The 16439-nt window shown below is 72.2% G+C and carries 15 protein-coding genes; 9 read left to right on the forward strand and 6 right to left on the reverse strand.

What is annotated here, in order from left to right; all coding sequences use genetic code 11:
* Positions 1–31 precede the first annotated feature (31 nt).
* Both ACFIMZ_RS27905 and ACFIMZ_RS27910 read right to left on the reverse strand, forming a co-directional pair.
* Positions 32–1654 (reverse strand): rhodanese-related sulfurtransferase, encoded by a 1623-nt coding sequence (locus ACFIMZ_RS27905; RefSeq protein ID WP_431822701.1) that lies wholly within the window; start codon positions 1652–1654, stop codon positions 32–34.
* A gap of 68 nt (positions 1655–1722) precedes the next feature.
* Positions 1723–2289: a cysteine dioxygenase gene (locus tag ACFIMZ_RS27910; protein WP_431822702.1), complete on the reverse strand. Its 567-nt coding sequence runs from the start codon at positions 2287–2289 to the stop codon at positions 1723–1725.
* A 62-nt stretch (positions 2290–2351) separates the two neighbouring features.
* Between ACFIMZ_RS27910 and ACFIMZ_RS27915 the strand changes: the two genes are divergently transcribed.
* A complete protein-coding gene (locus ACFIMZ_RS27915) occupies positions 2352–3269 on the forward strand; it encodes a LysR family transcriptional regulator (protein WP_431822703.1) in 918 nt (305 codons plus the stop codon).
* A gap of 76 nt (positions 3270–3345) precedes the next feature.
* Here the strand turns inward: ACFIMZ_RS27915 and ACFIMZ_RS27920 are convergent, their stop codons facing one another.
* Positions 3346–4656, reverse strand: coding sequence for an acyl-CoA dehydrogenase family protein (locus ACFIMZ_RS27920; protein WP_431822704.1), 1311 nt, complete (start codon positions 4654–4656; stop codon positions 3346–3348).
* Between the two features lie 193 nt (positions 4657–4849).
* On the opposite strand from ACFIMZ_RS27920, the gene ACFIMZ_RS27925 reads away from it, so the two are divergent.
* From ACFIMZ_RS27925 to ACFIMZ_RS27960, 8 genes are all read left to right on the forward strand, one after another.
* The gene (locus tag ACFIMZ_RS27925; protein WP_431822705.1) at positions 4850–5935 is read left to right on the forward strand and encodes an LLM class flavin-dependent oxidoreductase; all 1086 of its coding nucleotides are present in this window, start codon (positions 4850–4852) and stop codon (positions 5933–5935) included.
* An 18-nt stretch (positions 5936–5953) separates the two neighbouring features.
* The gene (locus ACFIMZ_RS27930) at positions 5954–6793 is read left to right on the forward strand and encodes a class II aldolase/adducin family protein (protein WP_431822706.1); all 840 of its coding nucleotides are present in this window, start codon (positions 5954–5956) and stop codon (positions 6791–6793) included.
* A gap of 37 nt (positions 6794–6830) precedes the next feature.
* Positions 6831–7871 carry an ABC transporter substrate-binding protein gene (locus tag ACFIMZ_RS27935; protein WP_431822707.1) on the forward strand — a complete coding sequence of 347 codons (1041 nt, stop codon included), beginning with the start codon at positions 6831–6833 and terminating at the stop codon, positions 7869–7871.
* A 4-nt stretch (positions 7872–7875) separates the two neighbouring features.
* Entirely contained in the window at positions 7876–8976 is a 1101-nt protein-coding gene (locus tag ACFIMZ_RS27940; RefSeq protein ID WP_431822708.1) for an ABC transporter permease, read from the forward strand.
* A complete protein-coding gene (locus ACFIMZ_RS27945; protein ID WP_431822709.1) occupies positions 8970–9788 on the forward strand; it encodes an ABC transporter ATP-binding protein in 819 nt (272 codons plus the stop codon). Before ACFIMZ_RS27940 ends, ACFIMZ_RS27945 begins: the two co-directional genes overlap by 7 nt.
* Before the next feature lie 35 nt (positions 9789–9823).
* Positions 9824–11005, forward strand: coding sequence for a c-type cytochrome (locus ACFIMZ_RS27950; protein WP_431822710.1), 1182 nt, complete (start codon positions 9824–9826; stop codon positions 11003–11005).
* A 57-nt stretch (positions 11006–11062) separates the two neighbouring features.
* Entirely contained in the window at positions 11063–12019 is a 957-nt protein-coding gene (locus ACFIMZ_RS27955; protein WP_431822711.1) for an ABC transporter substrate-binding protein, read from the forward strand.
* A gap of 80 nt (positions 12020–12099) precedes the next feature.
* Positions 12100–12969 (forward strand): MOSC domain-containing protein, encoded by an 870-nt coding sequence (locus ACFIMZ_RS27960; RefSeq protein WP_431822712.1) that lies wholly within the window; start codon positions 12100–12102, stop codon positions 12967–12969.
* Positions 12970–12996: 27 nt separating this feature from the next.
* On the opposite strand, the gene ACFIMZ_RS27965 is transcribed toward ACFIMZ_RS27960, so the two are convergent.
* The 3 genes from ACFIMZ_RS27965 to ACFIMZ_RS27975 all read right to left on the reverse strand — a co-directional run bounded on the left by ACFIMZ_RS27965 (position 12997) and on the right by ACFIMZ_RS27975 (position 16381).
* Complete coding sequence (locus ACFIMZ_RS27965) at positions 12997–14400, reverse strand: sensor histidine kinase N-terminal domain-containing protein (protein WP_431822713.1); 1404 nt, start codon at positions 14398–14400, stop codon at positions 12997–12999.
* Positions 14397–15068, reverse strand: coding sequence for a response regulator (locus ACFIMZ_RS27970; protein ID WP_431822714.1), 672 nt, complete (start codon positions 15066–15068; stop codon positions 14397–14399). The genes ACFIMZ_RS27965 and ACFIMZ_RS27970 overlap by 4 nt, the downstream gene beginning before the upstream one ends.
* Positions 15069–15154: 86 nt before the next feature.
* Entirely contained in the window at positions 15155–16381 is a 1227-nt protein-coding gene (locus ACFIMZ_RS27975) for a multidrug effflux MFS transporter (RefSeq protein ID WP_431822715.1), read from the reverse strand.
* Between the last annotated feature and the right edge of the window lie 58 nt (positions 16382–16439).

Raw genomic sequence — 16439 nt, forward strand, 5'->3', positions numbered from 1 at the left:
GGAACGGACGCGCGCCGCGGCCGGGCGCGCGTCAGATCACGCGAAAGTGGTGCGTGCCGTCGCGCCTCAACTGATCGACGAGCCCGAATTCCCAGTCGAGATACGCCTGCATCGCGGCGGCCGCGTTGTCGGTGCCCTCATACGGACGCCGGTAGCGATCGATGCGCGGCGACGCGAGCCGCGTGTCGCCGGATTCGACCGGCAGGCCCGCGTCGATCCACGCCGCGGTGCCGCCGGCCAGCACCACGATCTGCGCCGACGCGGGCAGCAGCGCGCGCGCGTCGGCCGCCGCGAAGCGCGCAAGCAGGCTCGATCCGCAGGTGAACACGTAGCGCCGAGCGGCCGGAATCGCCGCGAGCGCGTCGCGCAACTGCGCGCGCACCGCGAACCACGCGCCCGGGACATGGCGCTTCACGTAATTCGCGCTGGCCGTGACATCGACGATCGCGATCTCGTCGGGCGCCGCTTCGCGCAGCCAGCCCGCCAGCGTCGCGGGCGATACTTCCGCGGCGGCGGGCGCAGCCGGCGCGGCGCGCGGCGGCTGGCCGGTCTCGCCGAACGCCTGCGCGCCGGCCTCGACCACCCGCACGTCCCAGCCCATCTGCGCGAGCCACGACGCGGTCATGTCCGCGCGCACGCCGTCGTCGTCCGCCAGCACGATCCGCGCGCCGCGCACCGGCGCGTGATGGTCGGTCTCCTGCACGAGCTGGCCGCCCGGCGTGCTCGCAAAGCCCGGCAGGTGACCGGCTTCGTATTCCTCCGGCGTGCGCACGTCGAAGCGATACAGCGTGCGGCCCGGCTCCGCGAGCGCGGCCACGTCGGCAAGCGCGATGCGCGGCACGCCCGCCCGGTCGGCGACCTTGCGCGCGGCGCCGCGCGCATCGGCGCGCAGCGTTGCGTCGATCTCGTCCGGGAAACGGCGCGCCGCGCCGTGCTCCAGCGCCTGCCCCGCGAGCGTCCAGCCGATCGTGCCGTTGCGCAGCGCCGCGACCGGATTCGGCAGGCCCGCGTTGATCAGCGACTGCGTGCCGATGATGCTGCGCGTGCGGCCCGCGCAATTGACGATCACCTGCGTCGCCGGGTCCGGCGCAAGCGCGCGCACGCGCAGCACGAGCTCCGCGCCCGGCACGCTGGTCGAGGTCGGAATGTTCATCGTCCGGTATTCGTCGAAACGGCGCGCATCGACGATCACGACGTCCGCGCGCGCGTCGATCAGCGCCTGCACTTCCTGCGCGGACAGCGACGGCGTATGGCGTTCGGCCTCGACCCATTCGCCGAACGACTTGCTCGGCACGTTGACGTCGATGAACAGTTCGCCGCCCGCGGCGCGCCAGCCCGCGAGGCCGCCGTCGAGCAGCCGCACGTCGCCGTAGCCGAGCTGCGCGAGCCGCGCGGCCGCGTGCGGCGCGAGATCCTCGCCGGCCGCGTCGCCGTACACGACGATCGGCGTGTCGCGGCGCGGAATCCGCGTCCACGCGTCCAGTTCGAGCTTCGACAGCGGGAAATTGGCCGCCCACAGCGGGTGGCCCTGCGCATACGGGTCTTCCTCGCGCACGTCGATCAGCGCGATCTCGTCGCCGGCGAGCAGGCGGGCGCGCACGTCCTGATACGACGCGGTGGCGAAGCGTTGGGTGGAATCAGCGGGTTGCGTCACGATGTCGGATGAAGTCGGTGAAAGAAGTGAATGAAATCCCGGGCCATAGCGGCAATGCACGGCGCGCGTCACGCATTCGAATAGCCCGAGATGAACGGCTTCACGGTGCCGTCCTCGAGATAGACGGCGCGCTCGACCTTGCCGATGTTCGCGCCGTACACGTGGATGCTGATCGACACGCGGTCGGCAAATGCATTGCTCACGCGATGGATGTCGCCGATGCGCGGCGACACGGCCTCGACCTGCCCCGGCGAGAGCCGGACCGCGTCGCCGGTCGGCACCGGCCGCCCCTGCGCGTCGAGCCGGTACGGCTGCGAGAACTCGCCGCCGCGCAGCATCCCGATCAGCCCCCACACCGTGTGGTCGTGGATCGGCGTGGTCTGGCCCGGCCCCCACACGAAGCTGACGATCGAGAAGCGCTCGTCCGGATCGAGATACAGCAGGTACTGGCGGTAGCGCTCGGGGTCGGGCTGCGCGAACGCATCGGGCAGCCAGTCGTCGTGCGCGACGAGCGCGCCCAGCAGCGCGCCGCCCTCGTCCAGGATGCGCGCCTCGTTCGCGCCGGACGCGAGCAGCACGTCCAGTCCGTCGACGAACGGGCGCAGCGGCGTGTGCTGCAACGCAAGCGTATTCATCGGCAGCCTCTTCGAATATGATGGATCGTCATGATGCACCCGAATGACCATGCAGAACAAACATGAAAATTAGCGATATCGACGCTTTTGCAGCGGTGGTCCGCTGCCAGACCCTCAGCCAGGCGGCCGCCGAGCTGGGGATGACGCAGCCCGCGATCACGCGGCGCGTGCAGAATCTCGAGGAAGCGCTCGGCGTGGTGCTGCTCGACCGCAACACGAAACCGCCGCGGCCGACCGACATCGGCCGGCAGGTATTCGAGCAATGCCGCGCGATCCTGCGCGAAGTCGACGCGCTGCGCGAGCTGACCGCCGGACAGCGGCCGCCCGCCGGCGCGTTCCGTCTCGGCCTCACGCAGGGCCTCGGCGAGCTGATGCTGCCCGGCCTGCTCGCAACGCTCGGCGCACGCTGGCCCGCGCTCGCGCCGCAGGTCACGACCGCGTGGGGCGGCGCGCTCGTCGAGCGTGTCGCGCGGCGCGAGCTCGACGCGGCGCTCGTGTTCCTCGCGCGCGAGATGGTGCTGCCGCCGCAGGTCGAAGGCGAGCGGCTGCTGGCCACGCGGCTCGTCGCGGTCGGCCGCCACGGCGACTGGCCGCGCCGCAGCTACCGGCTCGCCGACTGCCACGCGCGCGGCTGGGTGCTGAACCCGGACGGCTGCGGCTTCCGCGCGGGCCTGCGCCGCGCGCTCGACGCGCAGCGCCTGCCGCTGCAGGTCACGCTCGATGCGTACGGCCGCGACCTGCAGCTGCAGAGCGTCGCAAACGGCGTCGGCCTCGGCCTGATGCCGTTGCCGCTCGTCGAGCAGAGCCCGCTGCGCGACGCGCTCGACATCGTGCCGCTCGCCGACTTCAAGCCGCAGATCGACCTCTGGCTGCTCCGGCGGCACGACGCGGCCCGTCTCGCCGCGCCGCTCGCGGCGGTGGCCGAACAGGCGCGCGCCGCCTTCGACCTGCCCGCGCACGCGAACGACAAGGCCGCATAAACACACGCCCCACACGCCCCGCACGCCCCGCCCGCCCGGCCCGGCCATCCGGCCGGCCACGGCTGCCATGCGCGGCTTACGCGCCGTCGCGCTGCCGCGCACGCGCTTCCCGTTCCGCGCCGCCTTCCGCCCCCCGCGCCGCATCGAGCGCCGCGCGCCCCGCCGCAACCGCGATCGCATCGTCCTGCGGCGTATGCACGCGGCTGCACAGCACGTCGCGATAGTGACGTTCGAGCGGATTGCTGCGGCTCAGCCCGTGATTGCCCGACAGCTTCAACGCCTGCTCGACCACGCGGATCGCGTGCTCGGTGACGGTCCGCTTGACGAGCCCGCTCGTCGTCAGCGCAAGCGGTGCGCCGGCGTCGGCGCGCGCGATCGCGTCGTCGAGCAGCACGCGGTTCGCATGCAGCCAGCCCTCGATCTCGCCGATCGCTTCCTGCACGCGCGGCAGCGTCGCGAGCGGCGCGCCGAGCCCGCTCGGCGAGCGCGTCGCGACGAATCCGGCCAGCCAGTCGCGCGCCGCGCGCGCGACCGCGTCGTAAAGGCTGCCGAGCAGCGCGACCATCCACGCCTGCTGGTCGGCCTGCGCGTCGACGTCCACGTGGCTCGCCGCCGACGCCGCCCACGCGTCGGGCGCGCGCACGTCCACCGCGTGGCCGGCCGGCAGCCGGACGTCGTCGAACACGACCTCGTGGCTGCCCGACGCGCGCAGGCCCAGATGATCCCAGCTCTCGATCACGCAGATGCCCGGGTCGCCGCGCACCGGATCGCGCGGCACGAGAAATACGCCGACGCGCGGCTCGGGCTCGTCGGTGCGCGCCCACACGGCGAGCCAGCGCAACGCGGGGATGCCGGTGCTGTACAGCTTGCGGCCGGACAGCCGCCAGCCGTCGCCGTCGCGGCGTGCGACCGTCTCGGGCAGGCCGCCGCGCGTCGGCGAGCCGAGCGCCGGCTCGACGCGCAACGCGTTGATCAGCGCCCCGTCGGTCACCGCGCTGTCGAACACCGCGCGCCGCAGCGGCACGGGCCAGCGGCTGTCGGCGCGGCCGAGCGCGCGATGCTGCAGGTACGTCATCGTCAGCACCAGCGCGGTCGCCGGATCGGCCCGCGCCACCGCCGCGACGATCCGGCTCGCCTGCGCGAGCGTCGCGCCCGCGCCGCCGTAGTCGCGCGGCACGACCTGCGCGATCAGCCCCGCGCGCTGCAGTCGCGCGAAGTTCTCGTGCGGAAAGCGGCCGAGCACGTCGTTGCGCGCGGCGTCGGCCGCGAGTTCGGGCGCGAGGCGGTCGAGCAGCGCGGCGACGCGCGCGTCGTCGGCGGGCAGGCGCTGCAAGGGCAACGGCTGCGGCTTTGACGGCGGCGGGGAAACGGCAAGGCGGGCAGGCATCGAAGCGGATTCCATCGAAAAGGCGCAAGCGGAGATCGATCGCGAACGCAAAGCGTAGGCGCGTCGTCCGATCGATCAAACCATGCAAATCTGATATTCAATTCGGGATTGATTATTTCCGTTTCGCATGATCCCGGCGGTAATCTGCGCTCCAGTCCGGCCCGCCGCCGGCCCCCCTGCACCGGAGACCCAGATGAGCGTCGAATTCATCGGCATGATCCAGAGCCAGAAGCAGTCGGAGATCCACCCGCCGGCCGGCAACGCGGTCGATCCCGACTACGTGCGCGACTTCGCCCGCGCACACGAGACGGCCGGCTTCGACCGCATCCTCGTGCCGCACCACTCGACCGGCCCGTCGGCGACGCTGACGATCGCGTACGCGGCCGCCGCGACCGAGCGGATCCACTTCATGCTCGCGCATCGCCCGGGCTTCACCGCGCCGACGCTCGCCGCGCGCCAGATCGCGACGCTCGACCAGTTCAGCCGCGGCCGGCTCGCGGTGCACATCATCTCGGGCGGCTCCGATGCCGAACAGGCGCGCGACGGCGATTTCCTCGACCACGACGCCCGCTACGCGCGCACCGACGAATACCTCGGCATCCTGCGCCGGATCTGGACCGACGAGCAGCCGTTCGACCACGAAGGCGCCCATTACCGCTTCCGCCAGGGCTATTCCGACGTGCGGCCCCACCAGGAGCCGCACGTGCCGATCTATTTCGGCGGCGCGTCGGACGCGGCGCTCGCGGTCGCGGGCAAGCACGCGGACGTCTACGCGCTGTGGGGCGAATCGCTCGACCAGGTGCGCGACCTGACGGCGCGCGTGCGCGCCGAAGCGGCGAAGCACGGTCGGCAGGTGCGCTTCTCGGTGTCGTTCCGCCCGATCCTCGCCGCGACCGAGGACGACGCGTGGGCGCGCGCGCACCGGATCCTCGACGAAACGCGCCGTCTGCGCGAAGCGGCCGGCCTCGGCGCCGGCGGCCCGCTGCAGAGCGAAGGCGCGCGCCGCCTGCTGGCCGCCGCCGAGCGCGGCTCGCGCGTCGACAAGCGGCTGTGGACCGAGATCGCGAAGCTGACCGGCGCGCGCTCGAATTCGACGGCGCTCGTCGGCACGCCCGAGCAGGTCGCCGACGCGCTGCTCGACTACTACGACCTCGGCGTGACGACGTTCCTGATCCGCGGCTTCGATCCGCTCGACGACGCGATCGACTACGGCCGCGAACTGATTCCGCGCGTGCGCGCGGCCGTCGCCGCGCGCGATGCCGCACGCCGCGCCGCCTGACGACGGGAGACGACCACCATGTCCGCCGTCCCGCCCTCGCCCGAGCGCACCGCGTCGGGCCTCGTGCTCGCCGCCGCGCCACGCCAGCATTTCTGGTTCGACCCGCCCGCGCCGCGCACCGACGTCGCCGCCGAGCGCCGCCACCGGCAGGAGCGCCTCGCGGCCGCGTTCCGCCTGTTCGCGCGCCACGGCTTCGCGTCGGGCCTCGCCGGCCACATCACCGCGCGCGACCCGGAGCTGCCCGATCACTTCTGGGTGAATCCGCTCGGCGTGCATTTCTCGCGAATCAGGGTGTCCGACCTGCTGCTCGTCAACGCGCGCGGCGAAACCGCGATCGGCGAACGACCGCTGAACAAGGCCGCGTTCGCGATCCATGCGGCGATCCACGAAGCGCATCCGCAGGTCGTCGCCGCCGCGCACACGCATTCGACCTACGGCAAGGCGTGGTCGACGCTCGGCCGCCTGCTCGATCCGCTGACGCAGGACGCGTGCGTGTTCTACGGGGATCACGCACTGTTCGACGATTTCACCGGGATGGTGGTCGACACGCGCGAAGGCGCGCGGATCGCGCAGGCGCTCGCGAAGCCCGGCGGCGGCACGCACAAGGGCGCGATCCTGAAGAACCACGGCATCCTCACCGCCGGCCCGAGCGTCGAGGCGGCCGCGTGGTGGTACATCGCGCTCGACAACGCCGCGCACACGCAGCTGCTCGCCGAAGCGGCGGGCGCGCCGCAGCCGATCGACCCCGACACCGCCCGCCATACGCACGGCCAGATCGGCGGCCCCGACGGCGCGCTGCATGCGTTCGACAGCCTGTACGCGCGCATCGTCGCCGACGAACCCGACCTGCTCGACTGAGCGTCACGCATCACCCCGCACGACCGGAGACCTGACGATGACACACCCCACCGCCACCGCGCCCGAGGCGCACGATGCGCATGACGGCCGGCGCCGCCGCCTGCTGCGCGCCGCCGGCGCGGCCGCGCTCGCCGCGCCCGCGCTCACGCTCGGCAGCCGCGTGTGGTCCGCGACGCCGCTGAAGAAGCTGACCTTCGCGTGGAACCAGAACGCGTTCTGCCTGACGCCGATCGTCGTCGCGCAGGAGCGCGGCTTCTTCGAGAAGAACGGCCTGAAGGTCGACCTGATCAACTACAGCGGCTCGACCGACCAGCTGCTCGAATCCATCGCGACCGGCAAGGCCGACGCGGCGGTCGGGATGATCCATCGCTGGCTCAAGCCGCTCGAATCCGGCTTCGACGTGAAGATCGTCGGCAGCTCGCACGGCGGCTGCGTGCGGCTGATCGGCGCGAAGGCGGCCGGCGTCACGACGCTGCAGGCGCTGAAGGGCAAGACGGTCGGCGTCAGCGATCTCGCCGCGCCCGGCAAGCATTTCTTCTCGATCCTGCTCGCGAAGAACGGCATCGATCCGGAGCGCGACATCACGTGGCGGCAATATCCGGCCGATTTGCTCGGCGTCGCGGCCGACAAGGGCGAGATCCACGCGATCGCCGACGGCGACCCGAACCTGTACCTGCTCGAGAAGCGCAGCGCCGGCAAGTACGCGGAGCTCGCGACCAACCTGTCCGGCGAATACGCGCACAAGGTGTGCTGCGTGATCGGCGCGCGCGGCGAGCTCGTGCGCAACGACCGCCCGGCCGCCGCCGCGCTCGCGCGGTCGATCGTGCAGGCGACCGAGTTCACGCACGACAATCCGAACGAGGCCGCGAAGGTGTTCACGAAATATTCGCCGAAGATCGATCCGGAAGACCTGCGCAAGCTGTATGCGACGCTCACGTACACGCACCACCCGACCAGCGTCGACCTGCAGCAGGAGATCGCGTTCTACGCGGACGACTTCCGCCGGATCGGCGTGATCAGGAAAAGCACCGACCCGCAGCGCTTCGCGCAGCAGGTCTACGCGAACGTGCTGGGGTGACGCGATGTCGACGCTCGACCATCCTTCCGTGGCGCGCGCCACGTCAGCGCCGGCCGGTACGCCGGGCACCCTGCCGGCGCCGGCATCGCGCATCGCCTGCGCCGCGTGCGAAGCCGCCCGGGCGGCCGACGCCCGCCGCGCGCGCGTCTGGCCGGCCGGCATCGCCGCGGCGCTCGCCTGGGGCGCGCTCGGCGCGGTGACGCGGCTGTGGCCGAACCGCATCGTCGGCTTCAGCGACTGGGCGTACACCGACACCTTCGGCACGGCCGCGTGGGCGATCGCCGCGCTGCTGCTCGTGCTCGCGACGCTCGGCCCGCGCGTGGCCGCGCTGCGCGCGCCGCTCGCGCGCGTGCGTCCGGCCGGCCCGTGGCTCGTCGCGGCGCCGCTCGCGCTGGCGGCATGGGAAATCGCCACCGCGAAGACCGGCTGGCTCCCGACGCCGTTCTTCGCGCCGCCGCAGGCGCTGATCGAGGTCTATGTCGACGACTGGCCGCGCCTGCTGGGCAGCGCCGGCAACACGCTGAAGCTGCTCGGCGTCGGGTTCGCGTACGGCGTCGCGGCCGGGTTCGCGCTCGGCGTGTCGATCGGCTGGTCGCGCCGGGTCGGCTACTGGGTGCATCCGCTGCTGCGCGTGCTCGGGCCGGTGCCGGCCACCGCGCTGCTGCCGCTCACGTTCTACTTCTTTCCGTCGAGCTATTCGGCCGCGACGTTCCTGATCGCGCTGTCGACCGGCTTCCCGGTCGCGGTGCTGACCTGGTCCGGCGTCGCCAGCGTCGACAGGCAGTACTACGACGTTGCCCGCACGCTCGGCGCGAACGCGCGCTTCCTGGTGCTGCGCGTCGCGATTCCCGCCGCGTTGCCGCACGTGTTCGTCGGCATCTTCATGGGCCTGAGCGCGTCGTTCACGGTGCTCGTCGTCGCCGAGATGATGGGCGTCAAGTCCGGGCTCGGCTGGTACCTGAGCTGGGCGCAGGGCTGGGCGTCATACGTGAACATGTACGCGGCGCTGCTCGTGATGGCGCTGCTGTTCTCCGGCCTGATCGCGCTGCTGTTCGCGGTGCGCGACCGCACGCTCGCATGGCAGAAAGGGACCGTCAAATGGTAAGCGCCGCGCTCGACTCCCTTGTCTCCGCTTCGCCGGCGCCGGCCGCCGCAGCGCCGCGCGGCGCGCGCATCGACGTGCGCCGCGTGAGCCATGCGTTCGACACCGCGGGCGGCGCGCTGCCGGTGCTCGACGACGTGACGCTGTCGGTCGCCGCCGGCGAATTCGTCGCGCTGCTCGGCCCGAGCGGCTGCGGGAAATCGACGCTGCTGCGGCTCGTCGCGGGCCTCGACGCCGCGCGGCAAGGCACGATCGCGCAGGACGGCGTGCCGATCGCGCGCCCCGACCCGTCGCGCATCGTCGTGTTCCAGGACCCGACGCTCTATCCGTGGCGCCGCGTGCGCGCGAACGTCTCGCTCGGCCTCGAGGCGCGCGGCGTGCAGCGCACCGCGCGGCATCGCGTCGACGATGCGCTCGCGCGCGTCGGGCTGCAGGACTTCGCGAACGTGTTCCCGCATCAGCTGTCGGGCGGCATGGCGCAGCGCGTCGCGCTCGCCCGCGCGCTCGTCAACGATCCGCGCCTGCTGATCCTCGACGAGCCGCTCGGCAAGCTCGATTCGCTGACGCGGCTGACGATGCAGGCCGAGCTGACCGCGCTGTGGCAGCGCGAGCGCTTCTCCGCGCTGCTCGTCACGCACGACGTCGAGGAAGCGCTGTTCCTCGCGCAGCGCGTGATCGTGTTCGGCCCGCGGCCCGCGCGGATCGTCGCGGAACTGCGCGTCGACCTGCCGTATCCGCGCCATCGCGGCGATCCGCGCGTCGCCGCGCTGCGGCACGACGCGCTGCGCCATCTCGGTCTCGATGCGAGCTGGTAGATGCGCGGCGTCGCATTGCCCCGGCCGCGCCGCCGATGAGCGCGCCGCCGTTCGCCGAGTGGTCGCTCGCGTTCCTGCAGGCGCTGTATCGCCTGCAATGGACGCTCGCGCGGCTGCTGCGCGTCGCCGGCCTGACCGGCGATGCGGACGGCCAGGCCGCGTGGCCGTGGCCGCAGCGGATCGCGATCGAGACGCTGCGCATCGATGCGGGCCTGACGCGGCAGCTCGCGATCGCGTTCGGACTGACGACGCTCGCGGCGGTGCTCGCATTGATCGCGCTCGCTTCGCGCAGGCATCGCATCGTTGCGGTGGGCGCGGCGCTGCTCGCCGCGTGGTGCGCGCCGTGGCCGCCCGCCGCGCTGTGGCTCGCGCCGGCCGCGCCGACCAGTTTCCAGCGCAATCCCGCGCCGTTCTCGGTGACGAGCGTGGTGCATGGCGCGCGGCTGTACGAGCGTCATTGCGCGGCGTGCCACGGTGCCGACGGGCGCGGCGAGGGCCCGCTCGCCGCGTCGCTCGCACACTGGCCGCCGACCTTCGCCGGCACGCTGCTGGCGCGCCGCCTCGACGGCGAGCTGGCCTGGCGCGTGCGGCACGGGATGCGCGATGCGCACGGCGCCGAGTCGATGCCCGGCTTCGGCGCGACGCTCGGCCCGCGCGACACGTGGGCCGTGCTCGACTACCTGAAGGCGCTTGCCGCGGGCAGCGGCGCGCAGGCGGACGGCGCGTGGCCGGTGCCCGTCGCGCTGCCGGCGCTCGACGTGCGCTGCGGCGGGCAGCCCGCGACGCTGCCGCTCGAACGCTGGCGCGAAGGCCAGCGCGTGCGGGTCGTCGCGCTCGCGCGCGGCGCGCCGCCGCCGGCCGAGGACGCACGCTGGCAGACGCTCGTGGTCACGCAGGAGCCGGCCGCCGTCCCGGCCGTCGCCGGGTTGGCGAATTGCGTCGCCGCGACGCCCGGCGCGTGGCTGGCTTTCGCGACGATCGCGGGGACGCCGCCCGATGCGCTCGGCGGCACGCAATTCCTCGCCGACCGCCGCGGCTGGCTGCGCGCGCGGGCCAAGCCCGGCAGCGCCGGCTGGTCGGATGCCGACCTGCTGTGCAGCACGTCCGATTCCGCGCGCTCCGCCGCGCCGGCCGCCGGCCGCGATCCGCTGACCGCGCTGCTGCTGCGGCTCGACGCCGATCCGGTGCGCGACGTGCAGGCCGGCCTGCCGCATTGACGACCGCTCCGCCGCTGCGCGACGACCGGCCCACTTCCTGACCGACCGAGCTCCACGATGATCCCGACCCGACGCCATTTCCTGACCCGCGCCGCCGCCTGCGCGACGCTCGCTGCCGCCCCGCTCACCCTGCGCGCGCAATCCGGCGCACGTCCGCTGCTGCGCGCCGGCGACCAGAAAGGCGGACTGCGCGCGCTGCTCGAAGCGGCGGGCGAACTGAACGGACTCGCGTACGACGTCGCGTGGACCGAATTCCCGGCCGCCGCGCCGCTTGCCGAAGCGTTGAACGCGGGCGCGGTGGATTGCGGGCCGATCGGCGACGCGCCGGTGATCTTCGCGCTTGCGTCGGGCGCGCGGATCAAGGTGATCGGCGCGAGCCGCTCCGATCCGTACGGCACCGCCGTCGTCGTGCGGCCGGACGCGTCGCTGAAGACCGCCGCCGACCTGAAAGGCAAGCGCGTCGGCACGACGCGCGGCTCGATCGGCCATTTCGTCACGCTGAAGGCGCTCGACGCGGCGGGACTCGCGCCGGCCGACGTGTCGTTCCGCTTCCTGCCGCCCGCCGACACGATGCTCGCGCTCGCGAGCGGCTCGATCGACGCATGGGCGACGTGGGAGCCGTACACGGCGCTCGCGGAAACGAGCGGCCGCGCGCGTGTGCTCGTCGACGGCCGCGGCCTGTGGTCGGGGCTCAGCTACGTCGCGGCGACCGACGCCGCGATCGCCGCGAAACGCGACGCGCTGCGCGATTTCCTGCAGCGCGTCGTGCGCGCGCAGGCCTGGTCGTACCGGCATGCCGACGCGTTCTCGGCGACCCTCGCGCGCATCGTCGGCATCCCGCAGCCGGCCGCGAAGCTGCAATTCGAACGGCGCCGCACGCACTGGCAGCCGATCGACGCGGCGGTGATCGCCGAGCAGCAGCGCACGGCCGACTTCTACCTGAAAGCCGGTTTGCTGCGCCAGCCGCTCGACGTGCGTCCGACGTTCGATCGCGGCTTTCCGCTGCCGGCCTGACGCCGAGACTGCGCAAACGCGCGGCGGAGCGATCTGGCACAATCGCGCTTTGAGTTTCCGCGTCAGTCGAAGCCCGCACCATGCCAGCCATCAGCGAACTTTTCGTCTACCCGATCAAATCCTGCGGCGGCATCGCGCTGCGCCGCGCGCTGCTGCTCGAGACCGGGCTCGCATACGACCGTCGCTGGATGGTGACCGACCCGACCGGCGCGATGATGGTCACGCAGCGCACGCATCCGCGCCTCGCGCTCGTGCAGCCCGCATTCGACGGCGACGCGCTGGTGCTGAACGCGCCCGGCATGCCCGAGCTGCGCACGCCGCTCGACGGCGAAGCGTCGGCGCAGACGCCGAAGATGAAGGCAACCGTCTGGCGCGACACCGTCGACGCGATCGACACCGGCGCGGCCACCGCCGCCTGGTTCAGCGAATTCCTCGGCATGCCGGCGAAGCTCGCGCGCTTCGCGCCCGATGCGCGGCGCGCGTGCAACCGTAAATGGACCGGCGAGCTCGACGCATCGACCCAGTTCGCCGACGGCTACCCGCTGCTCGTGATCGGCCAGGCGTCGCTCGACGACCTGAACGCGCGCCTCGTCGCGAAGGGCGCGCCCGCGATTCCGATGGACCGCTTCCGTCCGAACCTCGTCGTGTCGGGCATCGACGCGTTTGAAGAGGATTTCATCGAGCACCTCGATGCCGACGGCGACACGCCGGTGCGGCTGCGCCTCGTGAAGCTGTGCACGCGCTGCCCGGTCCCGACGATCGACCAGCGCACCGGCGCGCCCGATCCCGCATGGCCGCACGAGCCGACCGACACGATGCAGACCTATCGCGCGAACCCGAATTTCGACGGCGCGCTGACGTTCGGCAACAACGCGATCGTCGTGCGCGGCGCGGGGCGTGTTCTCGAAATCGGGCAGGCGCTCGAAGCGGAAATCGGATTCGGCGACTGAACGCGCACGCCATCGGCGGAATACGCGCTAGGCCGCCTCGCGCAGCGCGGGCAGCGTCACCGTCACGATCAACCCGCCCCCGCCGCATCGCCGAGCCCCACCCCCCTGATGCACCCGCGCGATCTCTCTCACGATCGACAGCCCGAGCCCCGTGCCTTCGACGGTCTGCGTCTTGCTGCCGCGATGGAACCGCTCGAACACCGCGTCGCGTTCTTCCGCCGGAATCCCCGGCCCGCTGTCGATCACGTCGAGCCGCGCATGCTCGCCGTCGCGCGACACGCGCACGGTGATCACCGCATGGTCGCCCGCATAGCGGATCGCGTTGTCGATCAGGTTGCCGACCATCTCGCCGAGCAGATCGGACTGCCCCAGCACGTCCACGTCGGCCTCGTGCTCGAAGCCGAGATCGATGTCGCGCGCGCGAGCCACCGGCGACCAGTCGAGCGTCACGCTGCGCGCGAGCCGGTGCAGCGCGACCGGCTGGTGCGCGACCGCGTGCCCGCTGTCCGAATCGAGCCGCGACAGCGACAGCAGCTGCTGGACGATCTTCGCCGCCTGCCGCACCGCGCCGTTCACGCGCCGCAGATGGACGTTCACGCGCGGCTGCTCGGCGGGCCGCAGCGCCAGCTCGACGCCCGCCTGCACGGCCGCGAGCGGCGTCTTCAGCTGGTGCGCGGCGTCCGCGAAGAAGCGCCGCCGCGCGACCTGCATCCGCTGCGTGCGGCCGATGTACTGGTTGATCGAGTCGACGAGCGGCGCGAGCTCGCTCGGCATCCCGCCGGTATCGAGCGGCGTCGGATCGTCCTCGGCGCGCGCGGCGACCGTCGCCGACAAGCGGTTCAGCGGCCGCAGCCCGCGCCCGACGCCGAGCCACACGATGCCCAGCGCGAGCACGACGAGCAGCCCTTCCTGCAGCAGCGAGCCCATCAGGATCTCGCGCGCGAGCGCCTGGCGCGCCTCGATCGTCTCGCCGACCATCACCCACACGATGCGCGACTGCGCGCTCGGCACGTCATGCACCGGCAGCCGCAACGCCGCCATCCGCAGCCGCTCGCCGCGATAGGCCGCATCGTAGTAACGCGTGACGAACAGCGCGCCGTCGCCCGCGTCGCGCCCCTGCGGCAGCGGCAGATCGGGGTAGCCCGTCACCGCGCGGCCGCTGTCCTCGCGGATCAGGTAGAAGATCTTGCCGCCGTCGCTCGATTCGAGCATCTCGAGCGCGAGATACGGCAGGTCGACCTCGATCTCGCCCTGGTTGAGCCGCACGCCTTCGCGGATCGACTTCAGCGACGACGACAGCGTGCGGTCGAACGCGACGTGCGCGGCATTCATCGCGCGCTGGTAGGTGAGCCACGAATCGAGCGCGAGCAGGCCGAGCAGCGGCAGCAGCAGCCACAGCGCGACCTGCATCCGCAGGTTCGGCCGCGTCATTCAGCCTTTGCCTCGAGCAGGTAGCCGAGCCCGCGCAGCGTGACGATCGCGACGCCGCTGTTTTCGAGCTTCTTCCTCAGCCGGTACACGTAGATCTCGATCGCGTCCGCATTGACCGACTCGTCGAGCCCGAAGATCTTCTCCGACAGCGTCTCCTTGTTGATCGCGCGGCCGTTGCGCAGGATCAGCACCTCGAGCACCGAGCGCTCGCGCGGCGTGAGCGGCAGCGCTTCGCCGGCCAGGCGGAAGCTGCGGTCGACGCCGTCGAACGCGAGCGGCCCGCATTCGACTTTCGAATGCTCGTGCCCGAGGCTGCGCCGGATCAGCGCGCGGGCGCGCGCCTCCAGCTCGGTCAGCTCGAACGGTTTCGCGAGATAGTCGTCGGCGCCGAGATCGAGCCCCTTCACACGGTCCTCGACCGAACCGTGCGCGGTGAGGATCAGCACCGGCACCGGATTGCGCCGCGCGCGCAGCCGCCGCAGCACTTCGAGCCCGTCGAGCTTCGGCAGCCCCAGATCGAGGATCACCAGCGCGTAATCCTGCGTGCGCAGCACGTGGTCCGCCGCCTCGCCGTCCGCCATGTGATCGACCGCGAAGCGCGCGGCGGCCAGCGCGTCGGACAGCGACTGCGCCAGGATCGGGTTGTCTTCGACGAGCAGCACACGCATCTGGATTCCTGTCAGGCAAACGTCAGGCCGCTACATTACATGATCCTTTCCGCCGTGACGCCTCTCGGAAACACCTGTATCGCGCGTCAGCCCGCCGCCTTCGACACGCCAGCGCCGCCGGCCGGCCCGGCGTTGCGCTCGCGTAGACCGACGACCACGCCCAGGAACGCGACGCTCGCGCAGACCGTCACCGCGATCATCGGGCGCGCGGTGCCGTCCGACCACCACGCCAGCACGCCGCCGCACCCGGCGGCGATCGCCATCTGGATGAAGAAGAACAGCCCGGAAGCCGTGCCGGCGATCGTCGTGTAAGGCTGCATCACCGCGAACTGGCAGGCCGGAATCGCGATCCCGACGGCGATCATCACGAAGCACATCGGCGCGACGATGGCCGCGGCGGACGCGGGCGCGACGGCGCCGCCGGCCCACAGCATGACGGCCCCGGCCAGGTTGACGCAGGCCGCCGCCGCGATCACCGCATCGGCTTGCCAGCGGCCGCTGGTCCGCCTGAACACGCTCGACCCGATCAGGTACCCGAGCACGGTCAGGCCGAAGATCGCCGCATAGACCGGGCCGGACACGCCCATCTGCCGCTGGAACAGCGTCGACGATTCAGCGATGAACGGGAAGTACGTGCAGTAGACGAAACTGATCGCCAGCGAATAGCGCAGGAAACGGCGCTCACGCAGCAGCCCGGCGTAGGTCCGAAGCAGCCCCGGGCCCGGCGCCGGCCGCGTGTCGCGTTCGCGGGTCTCGGGCAGATAACGCAGCACCATCGCCGTCGCGACGAGCCCGCCGGCCGCGAGCCACGCGAACACGCCGCGCCAGCCGAGCCATTCGGCGACCGCGCTCCCGGCCAGCGGCGCGATCACCGGCGACAGCGCCATGCCCGCCGAGATGCGGCTGAGCATCGTCGCCTGCCGCGCGGCCGGAAAGCGCTCGCGCACGATCACGCGCCCGATCACCGTGCCGGTGCAGCCGCCCAGCGCCTGGAAGACGCGCACGCAGACGAGCGCCGGGATGCTCGTCGACAACGCGCAGGCGACGCTCGCGGCCACGTAGATGCACAGGCCACCGAGCAGGACGGGACGGCGGCCGTACCGATCGGACAACGGCCCCGACACCAGCATCGACAACGCATAGCCGACCATGTACAGGGTCAGCGTGAGCTGCAGCTGGGCATCGGTGCCATGCAGCGCGTCCGCCATCGCGGGCAGCGACGGCAGGTAGGCGTCGATCGTCACGCGCGGCAGGCAGACGACGAGCATCAACAGGAACAACCAGCCCCACTGGGGCAACGAGCGGGTCTTCATACGGCGAATTCGTCTCCAGCAACGTCGGAATGTCACCGGCAGAAATCTACGGGGAAAG

Source organism: Burkholderia sp. F1 (assembly GCF_050813845.1).
In the GTDB taxonomy this organism is placed as follows: domain Bacteria; phylum Pseudomonadota; class Gammaproteobacteria; order Burkholderiales; family Burkholderiaceae; genus Burkholderia; species Burkholderia ubonensis.